The 16847-nt window shown below is 68.1% G+C and carries 10 protein-coding genes; 9 read left to right on the plus strand and 1 reads right to left on the minus strand.

Annotated elements, in window-relative coordinates:
• Window positions 1–17 precede the first annotated feature (17 nt).
• Window positions 18–3815: a GH92 family glycosyl hydrolase gene (locus IE97_RS0124580; RefSeq protein ID WP_199807009.1), complete on the minus strand. Its 3798-nt coding sequence runs from the start codon at window positions 3813–3815 to the stop codon at window positions 18–20.
• Between the two features lie 366 nt (window positions 3816–4181).
• Between IE97_RS0124580 and ngcE the strand changes: the two genes are divergently transcribed.
• The 9 genes from ngcE (at window position 4182) to IE97_RS0124625 (ending at window position 16618) form a co-directional block, all read left to right on the plus strand.
• Window positions 4182–5636: an N-acetylglucosamine/diacetylchitobiose ABC transporter substrate-binding protein gene (ngcE, locus tag IE97_RS0124585; protein ID WP_030244539.1), complete on the plus strand. Its 1455-nt coding sequence runs from the start codon at window positions 4182–4184 to the stop codon at window positions 5634–5636.
• Between the two features lie 42 nt (window positions 5637–5678).
• Window positions 5679–6605, plus strand: a complete 927-nt coding sequence (locus tag IE97_RS0124590) for a carbohydrate ABC transporter permease (protein WP_030244542.1) — start codon at window positions 5679–5681, stop codon at window positions 6603–6605.
• A gap of 4 nt (window positions 6606–6609) precedes the next feature.
• Window positions 6610–7533 (plus strand): carbohydrate ABC transporter permease, encoded by a 924-nt coding sequence (locus IE97_RS0124595; protein WP_030244544.1) that lies wholly within the window; start codon window positions 6610–6612, stop codon window positions 7531–7533.
• A 493-nt stretch (window positions 7534–8026) separates the two neighbouring features.
• A complete protein-coding gene (locus tag IE97_RS0124600; protein WP_030244546.1) occupies window positions 8027–9238 on the plus strand; it encodes an ROK family transcriptional regulator in 1212 nt (403 codons plus the stop codon).
• A gap of 133 nt (window positions 9239–9371) precedes the next feature.
• Entirely contained in the window at window positions 9372–10472 is a 1101-nt protein-coding gene (locus IE97_RS0124605; RefSeq protein ID WP_030244548.1) for a sugar ABC transporter substrate-binding protein, read from the plus strand.
• Between the two features lie 200 nt (window positions 10473–10672).
• Window positions 10673–11464, plus strand: coding sequence for an ATP-binding cassette domain-containing protein (locus IE97_RS0124610; RefSeq protein ID WP_030244550.1), 792 nt, complete (start codon window positions 10673–10675; stop codon window positions 11462–11464).
• Entirely contained in the window at window positions 11461–12762 is a 1302-nt protein-coding gene (locus IE97_RS0124615) for a sugar ABC transporter permease (protein ID WP_030244553.1), read from the plus strand. Before IE97_RS0124610 ends, IE97_RS0124615 begins: the two co-directional genes overlap by 4 nt.
• A gap of 259 nt (window positions 12763–13021) precedes the next feature.
• Window positions 13022–14953, plus strand: coding sequence for a 1-deoxy-D-xylulose-5-phosphate synthase (gene dxs, locus IE97_RS0124620; RefSeq protein WP_030244555.1), 1932 nt, complete (start codon window positions 13022–13024; stop codon window positions 14951–14953).
• 150 nt (window positions 14954–15103) lie between these two features.
• Window positions 15104–16618, plus strand: coding sequence for an amino acid permease (locus IE97_RS0124625; RefSeq protein ID WP_037835784.1), 1515 nt, complete (start codon window positions 15104–15106; stop codon window positions 16616–16618).
• Window positions 16619–16847 lie beyond the last annotated feature (229 nt).

Consider the following 16847-nt stretch of genomic DNA (forward strand, 5'->3'; position numbering starts at 1 on the left):
ACCCCCAACTCACTTGCTCAGGAGAGCAGTTCGACCTCCGCCAGGGTGCCCTCGCCGTCGAGGACCAGGCGGTACTTCTCGTACGTACCCGGGGCCCTCACGCTGAACGCGCGGGTCTGCCGGTCCCACGCGAAGGACTCCCCGGAGCGCCGGTCCAGGGTTTGCCAGGTGGTGCCGTCGGACGAGCCCTGGAGCGTCCAGCCGGCCGGTGCCCTCGTCCGGTCGGACGACGACGTCAGGGTGTACTGGACCGCCTCCGTCCGCTCAGCGGCCGGCAGGTCCACGGAGGTCACCGTCGCGTCCGTCGCCGACGTGTCGTCGAACAGGGCGCCCTCACCCTCCAGCACGTCCGCGCGGGGCGTCGGCACGTTGCCGTCCCGGGTGATCGACACGGGCGCGGCATGCTTGCCCGTGCCCCACGACGACGGCCGCGGACCCATGTCGAACTCCAGGACACCGCCCCTGGCGACCACCGAGTGCGGCAGTGAGGTCTTGGTCCACGTCCGGCCGTTGACCTTCAGCCCCTGCACGTACACGTTCCTCGCGCTGTTCCGCGGCGCCTTCACCACCAGCTCGCGCCCGTTCTCCAGGTGCACGGTCGCCTTCTCGAACAGCGGTGAGCCGATCGCGTACTCGCCGCTGCCCATCACCAGCGGGTAGAAGCCGAGCGCGGAGAACAGGAACCAGGCCGACTGCTCGCCGTTGTCCTCGTCGCCGTGGTATCCCTGGCCGATCTCGCTGCCGGTGTACAGCCGGGACAGCACCTCGCGGACGTTCTTCTGCGCCTTCCAGGGCTGTCCGGCCGCGTCGTACATGTAGATCGCGTGGTGGGCGACCTGGTTGGAGTGCCCGTACATGCCCATCCGCACGTCCCGCGCCTCCGTCATCTCGTGGATGACACCGCCGTAGGAGCCGACGAACTCGGGGGAGGCGGTCTCCGGCGTGGAGAAGTACGCGTCGAGCTTGTCGGCGAGGCCCTTCCGACCGCCGTACAGGTTGGCCAGGCCCCGGCTGTCGTGCGGGGCGGTGAAGGCGTACCCCCATCCGTTGGTCTCGGTGTAGTCGTGACCCCACACCCGTGGGTCGTACTTCGCGGACTCGACCCGCCAGTCGCCCTTCGCGTCCCGGCCCTGGAAGAAACCGGCCTTCGTGTCGAAGAGGTTCACATAGTCCTGGGCGCGGTCGAGGAAGTACTGCGCCTCCTCCTTGTAGCGCCGCTCGCCGGTCTCCTCGTACAGCTTCCGCCCCATGCGGGAGATGCCGTAGTCGTTGAGGTAGCCCTCCAGCGCCCAGGACAGGCCCTCGCGCGTCTCGGTGCTCGTGTAGCCGAGGAAGGGGGACGTGGCCATGCCCTTGCGGCCGACGCCCGGGTTCGGCGGTACGACCGTCGCGTTCTTCACGGCCGCTTCGTACGCCGCCTTCGCGTCGAAGCCGACGCCCTTGACGTACGCGTCCGCGAACGCCACGTCCGAGGACGTGCCGGTCATGAGGTCCGCGTAGCCCGGGGAGGACCAGCGGGAGGTCCAGCCGCCGTCCTTGTACTGCTGCACGAACCCGTCCACCAGTTCACCCGCCCGCGACGGGGTCAGGAACGAGTACGCCGGCCAGGTCGTCCGGTACGTGTCCCAGAAGCCGTTGTTCACGTACACCTTGCCGTCGACGATCTTCGCCCCGGTGTGGGTCGGGGTGTCCGGCTTCGGCATGGGGGAGAAGGGCGAGGCGTACCGGTGCTCCCCGCCGACCTTCTCGAAACCGGAGTTCGGGTACAGGTACAGCCGGTACAGGCTGGAGTACAGCGTGGTCAGCTGGTCGGGGGTCGCGCCCTCGACCTCGACCTTGCCGAGCAACCGGTCCCACTGCCGCTGGGCGCTCCGCTTGACCGCCTCGAAGGAGGTGCCGTCCGGGATCTCCTGGCGGAGGTTGTCCCTGGCCTGGTCGACGCTGATGAGCGAGGTCGCGAGGCGCAGGGTGACGGTCCGGTCGTCGGCCCTGAACCTGAGGTAGCCCTTCACACCGGACGACGAACCCTCGCTCACCGGCTTGTCGAACTCGCCGTAGACGAACAGCCGGGTCGCGCCCGTCGACAGCCCGGACTTCACGTCGGAGTAGCCGGTGACGGTCCCGTTCTCCTTGTCGAGCGTGAGCCCCGCCTGATCCGTCACGTTGTCGAAGAGGACGCTCGCGTCGTCGCCGGGGTAGGTGAAGCGCAGTGCCGCCGCGTGATCCGTCGGCGCCATCTCGGCCTTCAGCCCGTTCTCGAACCGCACCCCGTAGTAGTACGGCCGCGCGGTCTCGTTCTCGTGCCGGAAGGCCAGCTCCCGGGCCTCCCGGCCCAGGTCCGGGGTACCGGCCGCGACGGACGGCATCACCTGGAACGTCTGCCGGTCACCCATCCACGGACTCGGCTCGTGGCTCGCGCTGAACGCCTGGATCGTCGGCAGGTTGTCCGCGTTGTTCGCACGCGCGTAGTCGTACAGCCAGCTCAGCGATCCCGCGTTGGTCACCGGCGTCCAGAAGTTGAACCCGTGCGGCACCGCCGTCGCGGGGAAGTTGTTGCCCCGTGAGAAGCCGCCGCTGGAGTTGGTGCCGCGGGTCGTCACCGCGTAGTCGGACAGATGGGCGCTCGGGCGCTCGGGCACGACGGACTCGATGGTCACGTCGTCCAGCCAGCCCCGGAACCTCGCCGGGCCCTTGGGCGAGTCGTACGCCACCAGGATCCGGTCCACGGTCTTCCCGGCCGCGACCGACCCGATCCGCGAGACCACGTTGTTCCACTGGTTGACGTACAGGACCTTCGAAGCGCCCTGCCCCCGCGGCGTCAGCGGAAAGCCGTGCTGGTCGGTGGCCCGCAGGCCGCTCAGATGGGTGCCGTCGGTGAAGGCGAGGTCGACGGAGACGTTGGTCGCGTCGTAGTCGAGGTCGCCGTCCGCCATCGACGGGAAGATCCGGTACGACAGCCGGGTGTGCCGCCCGACGGCCACGTCGACGTCGAAGACCTTGTTGTACGAGTACGCCGGCCCGTCGGCGGTGTGCCGACCGGCGTAACGCAGGGCCCGCTTTCCCGTGAACCCGGCGCCCGCCTTGGCGGTGGGGGAGCCGCTCGGACCACGGTCCACGAGCGAGAGCATGTCCTGCGGGACGGGCCCGTCGCCGCCGCCCGTGGAGAACTGCACATCGGCGAGCTGGAGGATGTCACCGCCGTTGTTCCCGGTGACGTCGAGCCGGAAATGCCGGTACTCGGCAGGCTCCGCCGGCTCGTAGCTCTTCGTCTGGAACCGCTCGGAGAAGAACTCGCCGGTACGGCTGTCGAGCGTCTTCCAGTCCTTGCCGTCGGTGGAGCCCTTCAGCGTCCAGTCCCTGGGATCGCGCTCGTCGTGGTCGTTCGCCGACGTCAGTGCGTAACGCACCACTTTGACTGGTTTGTCCAGGTCGAACTCGGCCCACCCGGTGGGCTCGAACGCGAGCCACTTGGTGCTCGGCTCGCCGTCGACGAGGTTCTCCTTCACCTCCCCGCCGCCCGTGTTCTCGGCGCTGGCCCGGACATCCGTCACCTGGTCCGTCACATTGCCCGGGATCCCGCTGCTGTAGCCGCCGTCGACCCCCGAGGCGCGTTTGCCGCCGTCGGGGGCGGTGTCGACGGTGTTCAACCAGTCCGGAACCGGGTCGTCCGCCTCGAAGGAGGAGGCGAACCTCCGGTCGGCGGCCTCCGGAGCTTCAGGCAGTGCGACCGCAACGCCCTGCGAGCTCAGAGCCAAAGCGAAGGCGGTCGTCGACACGACCGCCGAACCCCATCTGTGCCGAGATTTCCGCTGCATCAACGGGTACCCTCCGTGCGCGGTGGACAACGTTGTCAACTTCGAGGCGCAAGGACCAGTAGTCGCTCAAGTGACGAAGGGTGTCAAGGGTGTTGGTTGTGGCATTCGCAGGCGATGACCGGGATTTCTCCACCGAGCAGCACACGGACCGCTCGTCTTTCCGCGAGGTCTCAACTCGGATAAGGCCGTGACCAACCCTGTGTTCGATCTTGATCCGCTGGCGGGAAGTGGACTATACCTGTCGGGCGCTTCACATAATCCGCACGTCACCACCCGCACTTTCCTGCACGACCCAGCTTGACCCGATCGCGGTGCCGGAAGGATCCGGTTCACCGCCTGAGTCCTGGAGAAGGCGAGGACTTGAGCATGGGATCCACTTCCGCCGAGAACCACGGCACCGAGGGTGTCGGCCGCCGTGATCTGATCAAGAGGTCCGCCGCGCTCGGGCTGATCTCCGTACCGACGATGAGCTTCCTCTCCGCCTGCGCCAGCAGTGGTGGCGACGACAGCGGCGACAAGGCCAAGGCCGGCAAGAAGACCGCGAAGAACCCGCTCGCCGTCAACGACACCGCGGGCATGGAATTCGTCCTGTTCGACGGCGGCTTCGGCAAGGAGTACGCCGAGGACGCGGTGAAGATCTACGAGAAGAACTTCCCGAAGGCACAGGTGAAGTTCTCCGCCACCCAGAAGATCCAGTCCACCCTCCAGCCCCGCTTCAACCAGGGCACCCCGCCGGACCTCATCGACAACTCCGGCGCCGAGCAGATGGACATGGGCGTCCTGGTCGGCAAGAACCAGCTCACCGACCTCACCCCGCTGCTGGACGCGCCGTCCTACGACGACCCGGCCAAGAAGGTCCGCGACACACTGCGCCCCGGCATCGTCGAGATGGGCCAGTTCGACGGCGCCCCGGTCTGGATCCTCTACTACGCCTACACGGTCTACGGCGTCTGGTACTCGCAGAAGGCCCTCGACTCGCTCGACGAGCAGTACCCCGAGACCTGGGACCAGATGCTCACGGTCTGCGAGAAGGCCAAGAAGAAAGGCATGGCGGGCTGGACGTACGCGGGCAAATACCCGTACTACCTCCCGTTCTCGCTCTACCCGATGATCGGCAAGGTGGGCGGCCGCGAGGTCCTCGACGCCATCGACAACCTGGAGCCGAACGCCTGGAAGCACCCGGCCGTCAAGGCATGCTTCGAGGCCTACTACGAGCTCTACAAGAAGGGCTACGTCCTCAAGGGCACCCCGGGCCTGGACCACATCCAGTCGCAGACCGCGTGGGCCCAGGGCAAGGCCCTCTTCATCCCGAACGGCTCCTGGGTGGAGAACGAGTCGGCCAACGTCATCCCGAAGGACTTCGACCTGGCCGTCTCCGCGCCCACCGGCCTCGACTCCTCCGACAAGCTGCCGTTCGGCACCATCTGGGCCTCCGGCGGCGAACCCTTCATCGTCCCCGCCAAGGCCAAGAACGCCGCCGGCGGTATGGAGCAGCTGCGCATCATGCTCAGCGAGGCGTCCTCGAAGAACTTCACCAGCAAGGTGAAGTCGCTGACCGCCTACAACGGCGGCACCGACGGCATCGCTCTCACCCCCGGCCTCAAGTCGGGCGTCGCGGCGCTGGACAAGGCCGGCGACAACGTGGTGAACCCCCGTATGCAGGACTGGTACGTCCAGTTGCAGAAGGAGAAGATCGGCGTCTCCGGTCTCGGCGAGATGATGGCCGGCCGCCTCACACCCGCCGAGGCCATCAAGAAGATCCAGGGCTTCGCCGACGAGACCGCCAAGGACGACTCCATCAAGCACTACAAGCACCAGTAACGGCACCGGAACCCCAATTTCCGCAACGGCACCGGAGTGGCGATGCAGCACGGCAAGTACCGGTTCATCGTGGGCTTCCTCGCGCTGCCCCTGGGACTGTACGCGCTTTTCGTGGTCTGGCCTTTCATCCAGTCCATCTACTACTCGTTCACGGACTGGACCGGCCTCAGCCCCGAATTCAAGATGGTCGGTTTCGGCAACTACAGCCGGATGCTCGACGACGAGATCTTCTGGAAGTCGTTGCAGCACAGCCTGCTGTTCGCCCTCCTGCTGCCGGTGGTGACGATCGGCCTCGCGCTGTTCTTCGCCTTCATGATCAACGTAGGCGGCAGAAAGCGAAAGAACGGCCCGGTGGTCACCGGCGTCCGCGGCTCGTCCTTCTACAAGATCGTCTACTTCTTCCCGCAGGTGCTCTCCATCGCCATCGTCGCGCTGCTGTTCGCGTTCGCGTACAACCCGGACAGCGGCGCGATCAACTCCATCCTGCGCGGGATCGGCCTCGACAACGTCCAGCCGCTCTGGCTGGGCGACCCCGACCTCGCACTGTGGGCCGTGATGGCGGTCCTCGTCTGGTCCACGGTGGGCTTCTTCGTGGTCCTCTTCTCCGCCGGAATGGCCTCCATCCCCGGAGAGATGTACGAGGCGGCCCTCCTGGACGGCGCGAACCGCGTCACCACCTTCTTCCGCATCACCCTGCCCCTGCTGTGGGACACCGTGCAGTCCGGCTGGGTCTACATGGGCATCCTCGCCCTGGGCGCCGAGTCGTTCGCGGTCGTGCAGATCATGACCACCGGTCCGGGCGGTCCCGACTACTCGACCACCGTCATGGTCCTGTACGTGTACCAGAAGGCGTTCCGTGACGGGCAGGCCGCCTACGCCACCACCATCGGTGTCGCCCTGCTCGTCGTCACGCTGGCCTTCGCCGCCGTGGTGATGCGGCTGGGCCGTCGCGAGCGGCTGGAGTACTGAACAAATGAAGACGACGGAGACCCCCGCGCCCCTGCCCGCCGAGTCCGGCGCCCCCCTCACCAAGTCCGACACCCCACCGGCCCCGCCCCCTGCGGAGAAGAAAGAGGGCACCGTCCTCAACGTCTTCTCCCACGGCGTCCTGGTCATCTGGGCGATCATGGTGGTCATGCCGCTGCTCTGGGCGGTCATGACGTCCTTCAAGGACGACAGGTCGATCTTCAGCTCGCCCTGGTCGCTCCCGGACTCACTGCACTTCGACAACTGGTCACGGGCCTGGACCGAGGCCAACATGAGCGACTACTTCCTCAACACCGTCCTGGTGGTGGGGGGTTCACTCATCGGCACCCTGGTCCTCGGCTCGATGGCGGCCTACGTCCTGGCCCGCTTCGACTTCCCGGGCAACCGCTTCATCTACTACCTGTTCATCGGCGGCATGAGCTTCCCGATCATGCTGGCGCTGGTCCCGCTGTTCTACGTCGTGAACAACATGGGCCTGCTGAACACCATCCACGGGCTGATCCTGGTCTACATCGCCTACTCGCTGCCGTTCACGGTGTTCTTCCTCACGGCGTTCTTCCGCACGCTGCCGACGTCGATCGCCGAGGCGGCCTTCGTCGACGGCGCCTCCCACAGCCGCACGTTCTTCCAGATCATGCTGCCGATGGCCAAGCCCGGCCTGGTCAGCGTCGGCATCTTCAACTTCCTGGGCCAGTGGAACCAGTACATGCTGCCCACGGTCCTGAACACCGACCCGGACAAGCGCGTCCTCACCCAGGGCCTCGTCCAGCTGGCCGTGAGCCAGGGCTACAAGGGTGACTGGTCGGGCCTCTTCGCGGGCCTGGTGATGGCGATGCTCCCGGTTCTGGCCGCGTACGTCATCTTCCAGCGGCAGGTGGTGCAGGGGCTGACGGCGGGGGCGCTGAAGTAACGCGGGCCGGCGGGTCCCACCGGCGTTTCGAGGTGCTCGGCGCCATTGCTGGGCGGGGCCTTGCGGAACCCGGCCGTAGGCAGGCGCTCGGCGTTGGTGCGGGGGCGGGGTGGGTGCGCAGCCCGGCGTGGCGGGGTGCCTCCCCCAAGTTCTCGGCTTCGCTCGAACAGGGGGGACCCCCACGCCCACCCGTGCCGCCCCAGCGGCACGACTCCCCATCGCGCCGTTCCGAGGACGGACACCCCCCGGCGCGGCCCCGACCCACCACGACCGCTGGCGCTACGCGCACCCCCCACCGAAGCCGCCACAGGCCGCCGCAGGCACCCGGCGACAGAAAGCGCGAACCACCACGTAGCCCTGCGCAACCACCCGCACACACCCCGGAATCAGTTCAACCTCTTGACGGGAGGCAACCCGAACGGCTCGACTTAGAGTTCACTAGTTGGACATGGACGGGGTCTCACCGAAGCGGCCCCGCGCGCAGGAGGTCGTCGTGGAGACTCCGGGGTCGCAGTCATCGCTGCACCGAGCCAACCTGGAGCGGGTCGTACGAGCCGTACGCCTGGCGGGCTCCCTCACCCAGGCCGAGATCGCGCGGACGACCGGTCTGTCCGCGGCGACGGTCTCCAACATCGTCCGGGAGTTGAAGGACAGCGGCACCGTCGAGGTCACACCCACCTCGGCCGGCGGACGCCGGGCCCGGAGCGTTTCGCTGAGCGGGGACGCCGGGATCGTCATCGGGGTCGACTTCGGGCACACCCACCTGCGCGTCGCGGTGGGGAACCTGGCCCACCAGGTGCTCGCCGAGGAGGCCGAGCCGCTGGACGTGGACGCCTCCTCGGCCCAGGGCTTCGACCGGGCGGAACAACTGGTCAGCCGGCTGATCGAGGCGACCGGTGTCGACCGGTCCAAGATCGCCGGCGTCGGCCTCGGCGTACCCGGCCCGATCGACGTCGAGTCCGGCACCCTCGGCTCGACCGCGATCCTGCCCGGCTGGACCGGCACCAGGCCCGCGGAAGAGCTCCGCGGCCGCCTCGGTGTCCCCGTGCACGTGGACAACGACGCCAACCTCGGCGCCCTGGGCGAGATGGTCTGGGGCAGCGGCCGGGGCGTGCGCGACCTGGCCTACATCAAGGTCGCCAGCGGTGTCGGCGCCGGCCTGGTGATCAACGGCAAGATCTACCGAGGCCCCGGCGGTACCGCAGGAGAAATCGGACATATTACACTCGACGAATCCGGCCCCGTCTGCCGCTGCGGAAACCGCGGCTGCCTGGAGACCTTCGCGGCCGCGCGCTACGTGCTCCCGCTCCTCCAGTCCAGCCACGGCACCGACCTGACCATGGAAGGCGTCGTACGACTGGCGCGGGACGGAGACCCGGGCTGCCGTCGGGTGATCGCCGACGTCGGCCGCCACATCGGAAGCGGAGTCGCCAACCTGTGCAACCTGCTGAACCCGAGCCGCGTGGTCCTCGGCGGTGATCTCGCCGAGGCCGGTGAGCTGGTCCTCGGGCCCATCCGGGAGTCCGTGAGCCGCTACGCCATCCCCAGTGCGGCCCGCCACCTGTCCGTTCTCCCCGGGGCGCTCGGCGGCCGTGCGGAGGTGCTCGGAGCGCTCGCCCTGGCCCTCAGTGAGATGGGCGATTCAACGCTTTTGGACGGAACTGCCGCCGGAGCGCTGCAGACGGCCGCGCCTGCCTTCACTTAGAGAACGGATGGCACCGTTGCCATCTCGTTAAGGATTTACTTCTTGACGTCGCACGTGTGGCCGAGTTGACTTCCAGCCACCTCGGCCGCAACGTCGCGGCCTCGTCAGGGAGGTTTCTGAAGTGAACACGCGTATGCGTCGCGCCGCCGTTGTTGTTGCCGCTGGTGCGATGGCTGTTTCGCTTGCTGCCTGTGGCAGCGCCAAGGAGTCCGGCGACAACGCCGACTCCTCCGGGTCCCCCAAGAAGGGCGACGACATCAAGGTCGGCCTGCTCCTTCCGGAGAACGCGACCGCGCGGTACGAGAAGTTCGACCGGGTGCTCATCGAGAAGAAGGTCAAGGAACTCACGGGCGGCAAGGGCGAGGTCGTCTACGCCAACGCCAAGCAGGACGCCAGCACGCAGAACCAGCAGGTCGACACGATGGTGACCAACAAGGTCGACGTGCTGATCATCGACGCCGTGGACTCCAAGGCCATCGCCGGCTCGGTGAAGAAGGCCAAGGACGCGGGCATCCCCGTCGTCGCCTACGACCGCCTGGCCGAGGGCCCGATCGACGCCTACACCTCGTTCGACAACGAGACCGTCGGCAAGACCCAGGGCGAGGCCCTGCTGAAGGCCCTGGGCGACAAGGCCAAGGACGGCCAGATCGTCATGATGAACGGGTCGTCCACCGACCCCAACGCCGCCCAGTTCAAGAAGGGTGCCCACTCCGTCCTCGACGGCAAGGTGAAGGTCGGCCGCGAGTACGACACCAAGGAGTGGAAGCCGGAGAACGCCAACTCCAACATGGAGGGCGCCATCTCCGCCCTCGGCAAGGACAAGATCGTCGGCGTCTACTCCGCCAACGACGGCATGGCGGGCGGCATCATCACGGCCCTCAAGGCCGCCGGCATCGCCGACATCCCCGTCACCGGCCAGGACGCCGAACTCGCGGGTGTGCAGCGTATCGTCACCGGTGAGCAGTACATGAGCGTCTACAAGCCCTACCCGCAGGAGGCGAACGTCGCGGCCGAGATGGCCGTCGCCCTCGCCCAGGGCAAGTCGCTCGACTCCATCGCCAAGGACAAGGTCGACAGCCCCACCACCAAGGCCATCCCGTCGGTCCTGGTCCCGGTCGTCTCCCTGACCAAGGACAACATCAACGACACCGTCATAAAGGACGGCATCTACACCGTCGCCGAGATCTGCACGGGCAAGTACAAGGCCGCCTGCGACAAGATCGGCCTCAAGTAAGCAGCCGTCAGGTCCTCCACCGGGACACGGGAGTCCGCCTCCGGACTCCCGTGACTCCGCTCCGGGGCCGGCTGCCCCGAGTTCCTCCGGCGCCCCGCCATACCAGCCCCGCAAGCTACGCGGGGCGCCGGAGTGATCACTCCCGCACTCTCTGTCAAACCTTCTGTACATACCTCCCGCCGGGTCAGGCGGCGAAGGAGATGGTTCACGTGTCCGCTACGCCCGTGCTGGCGTTGCGCGGGGTCTCCAAGCGTTTCGGTGCCGTCCAGGCGCTCACCGACGTAGAGCTTGAGGTCCACGCCGGTGAGGTGGTCGCCCTGGTCGGCGACAACGGCGCCGGAAAGTCCACGCTGGTCAAGACGATCGCCGGCGTGCACCCCATCGATGAGGGCGTCATCGAATGGGACGGCAGGTCCGTCCAGATCAACAAGCCGCACGACGCCCAGAACCTGGGCATCGCGACCGTCTACCAGGACCTCGCGCTGTGCGACAACATCGACGTCGTCGGCAACCTCTACCTGGGCCGGGAGATCCGCAAGCGCGGCGTCCTGGACGAGGTGGAGATGGAGCGCCGCTCCCGTGAGCTGCTCGACACGCTGTCGATCCGCATCCCCAGCGTGCGCATCCCGATCGCCTCGCTCTCCGGCGGCCAGCGCCAGACCGTGGCCATCGCCCGCTCCATGCTCGGCGAGCCCAAGCTGGTCATCCTCGACGAGCCCACCGCCGCCCTCGGCGTCGAGCAGACCGCGCAGGTCCTCGACCTCGTCGAGCGGCTGCGCGAGCGCGGCCACGCCGTGATCCTCATCAGCCACAACATGGCCGACGTCAAGGCCGTCGCGGACAAGGTCGCCGTGCTGCGGCTCGGCCGCAACAACGGTGTCTTCGAGGTCAAGTCGACCTCGCAGGAAGAGATCATCTCCGCCATCACCGGCGCCACCGACAACGCCGTGACCCGCCGTGCGGCGCGCACGAACGGGGAGGGTTCCAAGTGAGCATCGACAAGACCTCCGCGGCTCCGGGAGCACCCGAAGACCACATCGTGGAGAACCCCGAGGCGGCCAAGGCCGCCGTCACCGTCGTCGACCCCCGGCTGCTGGTGCGCGAGCAGGGTCTCGCCGGCTACATCACCGAGTTCAGGCGGAAGATGAAGTCCGGTGACCTGGGGTCCATCCCGGTCGTCATCGGCCTGGTGATCATCTGGGCCATCTTCACCAGCCTGAACTCCAACTTCCTCACCGCGGGCAACCTGTCCGACATGTCCGTCGCCATGGTCGGCACGGGCATGATCGCCGTCGGTATCGTGTTCGTGCTGCTGCTCGGCGAGATCGACCTGTCGGTCGGCTCGGTCTCCGGTGTCGCCGGTGCGAGCTTCGCCGTGCTGAACGTCACCAACGGCATGAACGAGTGGCTCGCCTTCGTGCTGGCCATCCTCACCGGCACCGTCGCCGGCGTGCTGCACGGCTTCTTCTTCGCGAAGGTCGGCGTTCCCGCGTTCGCCGTCACGCTGGCCGGCCTGCTGTTCTGGAACGGCTTCATGCTCCAGATCCTGGGCGACAACGGCACCATCAACCTCGACCCGGACGGGGTCGTGGCCCAGCTGACGAGCTACTACTTCTCCGACGTGGCCGCCGCGTACGGTCTGGCCGCGGTGGTGACCGCCGGGTACTTCCTCAGCTCCTTCCTCGGCAACCGGCGGCGCGAGGCCGCGGGAGTGCCGTCTAGGCCGCTGAGCGAGACCATCGTGCGGACGGTGCTGCTGGCGGTCCTCGCCTTCGCCGTCGCCATCGTCTTCAACCAGTACAAGGGCCTCCCGCTGGCCGTGGTGATCTTCATCGCGGTGCTGCTGGTCACGGACTTCGTACTGCGGCGGACGTCGTACGGCCGGAAGGTGTTCGCGCTCGGCGGCAGCGTCGAGGCGTCGCGGCGGGCCGGTATCAACGTGGAGCTGGTGCGGATCTCGGTGTTCGCGATCTCCGGCACCTTCGCGGCGGTGGGCGGTCTGTTCATCGCGTCGAAGATCGCCGCGGCGAACCAGGGCGCCGGTGGTGGTGACCTGCTGATGAACGCGATCGCCGCGGCGGTCATCGGCGGCACGTCGCTGTTCGGCGGTCGCGGGCGCACGTGGAACGCGCTGCTCGGTGTGCTGGTGATCGTGTCGATCCAGTACGGGCTCGCCCTCGAGGGCATCGCCTCGCCGGTGCAGTACATGATCACGGGTGGTGTGCTGTTGGCCACGGTGGTGATCGACGCCGTGACGCGCAAGACGCAGAAGACCGCGGGGCGCGCGTAGTACTTCGACCGCGGGCGTGTGGGGGGCTGGTCGCGCAGTTCCCCGCGCCCCTGGCGGCGATGCGGTTCCGCCCCTTTGGAAGAATCTGTGCCCGGTGCCTGGTGGTGCCGGGCACAGTTGTGTCGTAGGTGTGGCACAAGTTGGGTACAGCCGAATGCGTGACGTACGACCCACGGCCACGGCACGGTCCTCAAGGGCGGAACATTAGACTCGACACGCCCGGCAACAGCTCGATCAGCTCTACAGCAAGGAGGCACGGGTGCCGCTGCTGACCCGTATCAGGGGACCGCGCGATCTGGACCGGCTCAGCCCGGAGGAGCTGAACCAGCTGGCGGAGGAGATCCGGACCTTCCTTGTCGAAGCGGTCTCCAAGACCGGCGGTCACCTCGGTCCCAACCTCGGCGTGGTGGAGCTCACCATCGCGCTGCACCGGGTTTTCGACTCGCCCAAGGACAAGGTCCTCTGGGACACCGGCCACCAGTCCTACGTGCACAAGCTGCTCACCGGCCGTCAGGACTTCTCCAAACTGAAGATGAAGGGCGGCCTGTCCGGCTACCCCTCGCAGGCCGAGTCCGAGCACGACATCATCGAGAACTCGCACGCCTCGACCGTCCTCGGCTGGGCCGACGGCATCGCCAAGGCCAACCAGCTGATGAAGCGCGACAGCCACGTCGTGGCCGTCATCGGCGACGGGGCGCTGACCGGCGGCATGGCCTGGGAGGCGCTGAACAACATCGCCGACGCCAAGGACCGCCCGCTCGTCATCGTCGTCAACGACAACGAGCGGTCCTACGCGCCGACCATCGGCGGCCTCGCCAACCACCTGGCGACCCTGCGCACCACCGACGGCTACGAGCGGTTCCTCGCCCGCACCAAGGAGGTCCTGGAGCGCACGCCGGTCGTCGGCCAGGCCCTGTACGACACCCTGCACGGCGCCAAGAAGGGTCTGAAGGACTTCATCGCCCCGCAGGGCATGTTCGAGGACCTCGGCCTGAAGTACGTCGGCCCGATCGACGGCCACGACCTCGAGGCGCTGGAGTCCGCGCTCGCCCGGGCCAAGCGGTTCGGCGGGCCGGTCATCGTGCACTGCCTCACCGAGAAGGGCCGCGGCTACCAGCCCGCCCTCCAGGACGAGGCCGACCGCTTCCACGCCGTCGGCAAGATCCACCCCGACACCGGCCTGCCGATCGCCTCCTCCGGCGCCGACTGGACGTCCGTGTTCGGCGAGGAGATGGTCAAGCTCGGTGAGGAGCGCGAGGACATCGTCGCCATCACCGCCGCCATGCTCCAGCCGGTGGGCCTCGACAAGTTCGCCAAGCGGTTCCCCGAGCGGGTCTACGACGTCGGTATCGCCGAGCAGCACGGCGCGGTGTCCGCGGCGGGCCTCGCGACGGGCGGCGTCCACCCGGTGTTCGCCGTGTACGCCACCTTCCTCAACCGCGCCTTCGACCAGGTGCTGATGGACGTGGCCCTGCACAAGTGCGGTGTCACCTTCGTCCTGGACCGGGCCGGTGTCACCGGCACCGACGGGGCCTCACACAACGGCATGTGGGACATGTCGATCCTCCAGGTCGTCCCCGGGCTGCGGCTGGCCGCGCCGCGTGACGCGGACCAGGTCCGCGCGCAGCTGCGCGAGGCCGTCGCCGTCGACGACGCGCCGACCGTGGTCCGCTTCTCCAAGGGCGCCGTCGGCCCCGCCGTACCCGCGGTCGGCCGCGTCGGCGGCATGGACGTGCTGCGCGAGCCCGGCACCGACCGGCCGGACGTGCTGCTGGTCTCCGTCGGCGCCCTCGCGCCGATGTGTCTGGAGATCGCCGGCCTGCTCGACAGGCAGGGAATCTCCACCACCGTCGTCGACCCGCGCTGGGTCAAGCCCGTCGACGAGGCCATGGCCCCGCTCGCCGAGCGGCACCGCGTCGTCGTCACCGTCGAGGACAACAGCCGGGTCGGTGGCGTGGGCTCGGCGATCGCCCAGGCATTGCGGGACGGGGGCGTCGACGTGCCGCTGCGCGACTTCGGCATCCCGCCGCGCTTCCTCGACCACGCCTCCCGCGCCGAGGTCCTCGCCGAGATCGGCCTCACCGCGCCGGACATCGCCCGCCAGGTGACCGGGCTGGTCGCCAAGCTGGACGGGCGGTACGAGGGTGGTGCCGCGGACGCGGTGGAGTCCGTGGAGCCCGCGCGCGACTGACGTCCGCGACATACACGCCTGAATGGGCCGGTTTCTCCCCTGCGAAGGGTGGTGAAACCGGCCCATTGGCGTGAACGCATCGCCGCCGGGGCATACGGATGGGTGCCCCCTCTCGATCATGTCGAGGACGACAAGCGTGGGAGGTACCCCGTGAGCAGCACCCTCTTCCGGACGAAGAAGGTCGAGCAGTCCATCCTCGACACCGAGGAGCCAGAGCACGCGCTCAAGAAGTCCTTGTCCGCGCTGGATCTGACCGTCTTCGGCGTCGGCGTGATCATCGGCACCGGCATCTTCGTTCTCACCGGCACCGTCGCAAAGGACAACGCCGGGCCGGCGGTGGCCCTGGCGTTCATCGCGGCCGGCGTCGCCTGTGCGCTGGCCGCGCTCTGTTACGCGGAGTTCGCGTCCACCGTTCCGGTCGCCGGGTCCGCCTACACGTTCTCGTACGCCTCTCTGGGCGAACTGCCCGCCTGGATCATCGGCTGGGACCTGGTCCTGGAGTTCGCACTCGGGACGGCGGTGGTGGCCGTCGGCTGGTCGGGCTACGTCCAGTCGCTCATGGACAACGCGGGCTGGGCGATGCCCGCGGCTCTGGGCAGCCGCGAGGGCGCCTCCGACTTCGGCTTCGACATCCTCGCCGCCGCGCTCGTCCTGGTTCTCACCTTCATTCTCGTGCTCGGCATGAAGCTGTCGGCGCGGATCACGTCGCTCGTCGTCGCCATCAAGGTGACGGTCGTCCTCGTCGTGATCATCGCGGGTGCGTTCCTCATCAACGGCGACAACTACGACCCGTTCATCCCGAAGGAACAGCCCGTGGAGGCCGGGAGCAGTCTCGATGCCCCGCTCATCCAGTTGATGTTCGGCTGGGCGCCCTCCAACTTCGGCGTGATGGGCATCTTCACGGCCGCATCGGTGGTGTTCTTCGCCTTCATCGGCTTCGACGTCGTGGCCACGGCGGCGGAGGAGACCCGGAATCCGCAGCGGGACATGCCGCGGGGCATTCTGGGGTCGCTGCTGATCTGCACCACGCTGTACGTGCTCGTGTCGATCGTCGTCACCGGCATGCAGAACTACCGCGAGCTGTCCGTGGACGCGCCGTTGGCGGATGCGTTCAAGGCGACCGGGCATCCGTGGTTCGCGGGCTTCATCAGCTTCGGCGCCGCGGTCGGCTTGACGACGGTGTGCATGATCCTGCTGCTCGGCCAGACCCGGGTGTTCTTCGCGATGAGCCGTGACGGGCTGCTGCCGCGGTTCTTCTCGCGCGTCCACCCGCGGTTCAAGACGCCGCACCGGCCGACGATCCTGCTCGGTGTGATCATCGCGGTCCTGGCCGGCTTCACGCCGCTGACCGAGCTTGCCGCCCTGGTGAACATCGGCACGCTGTTCGCCTTCGTGGTCGTCGCCATCGGCGTGATCATCCTGCGCAGGACCCGCCCCGACCTGCACCGGGCGTTCCGCACCCCCTGGGTGCCGGTGATCCCGATCCTGTCGGTGTGCGCCTCGCTGTGGCTGATGATCAACCTTCCGGCCGAGACGTGGGTGCGGTTCGGCATCTGGATGGCCGCGGGCTTCGTCGTGTACTTCCTGTACGGCCGCACGCACAGCCTCCTCGGGCGTCGCGCAGCGGGGGAGGAGCAGCCGACCGCCGGCGGGGGCATGCCGTAGCCGGCGGAGTGCCTGCGGCGGCCTGTGGCTGCCTCGGTGGGGGTGCGCGTTGCGCGTGCCGCTGGGTGGTGGGTCGGGGCCGTGCCGGGGGGTGTCCGTCCTCGGAACGGCGCGATGGGGTCGAGGACCGATTGACTGTCCGTTGACGCGCCAACCAGCTGCGGGCGGACACCCCCCGACACGTCCCCTTCCGTGCGTGCGCGGGTGCGGGCGCGCTCCCGCTCAGCCG

The organism is Streptomyces sp. NRRL S-455 (assembly GCF_000717875.1).
GTDB lineage: Bacteria > Actinomycetota > Actinomycetes > Streptomycetales > Streptomycetaceae > Streptomyces.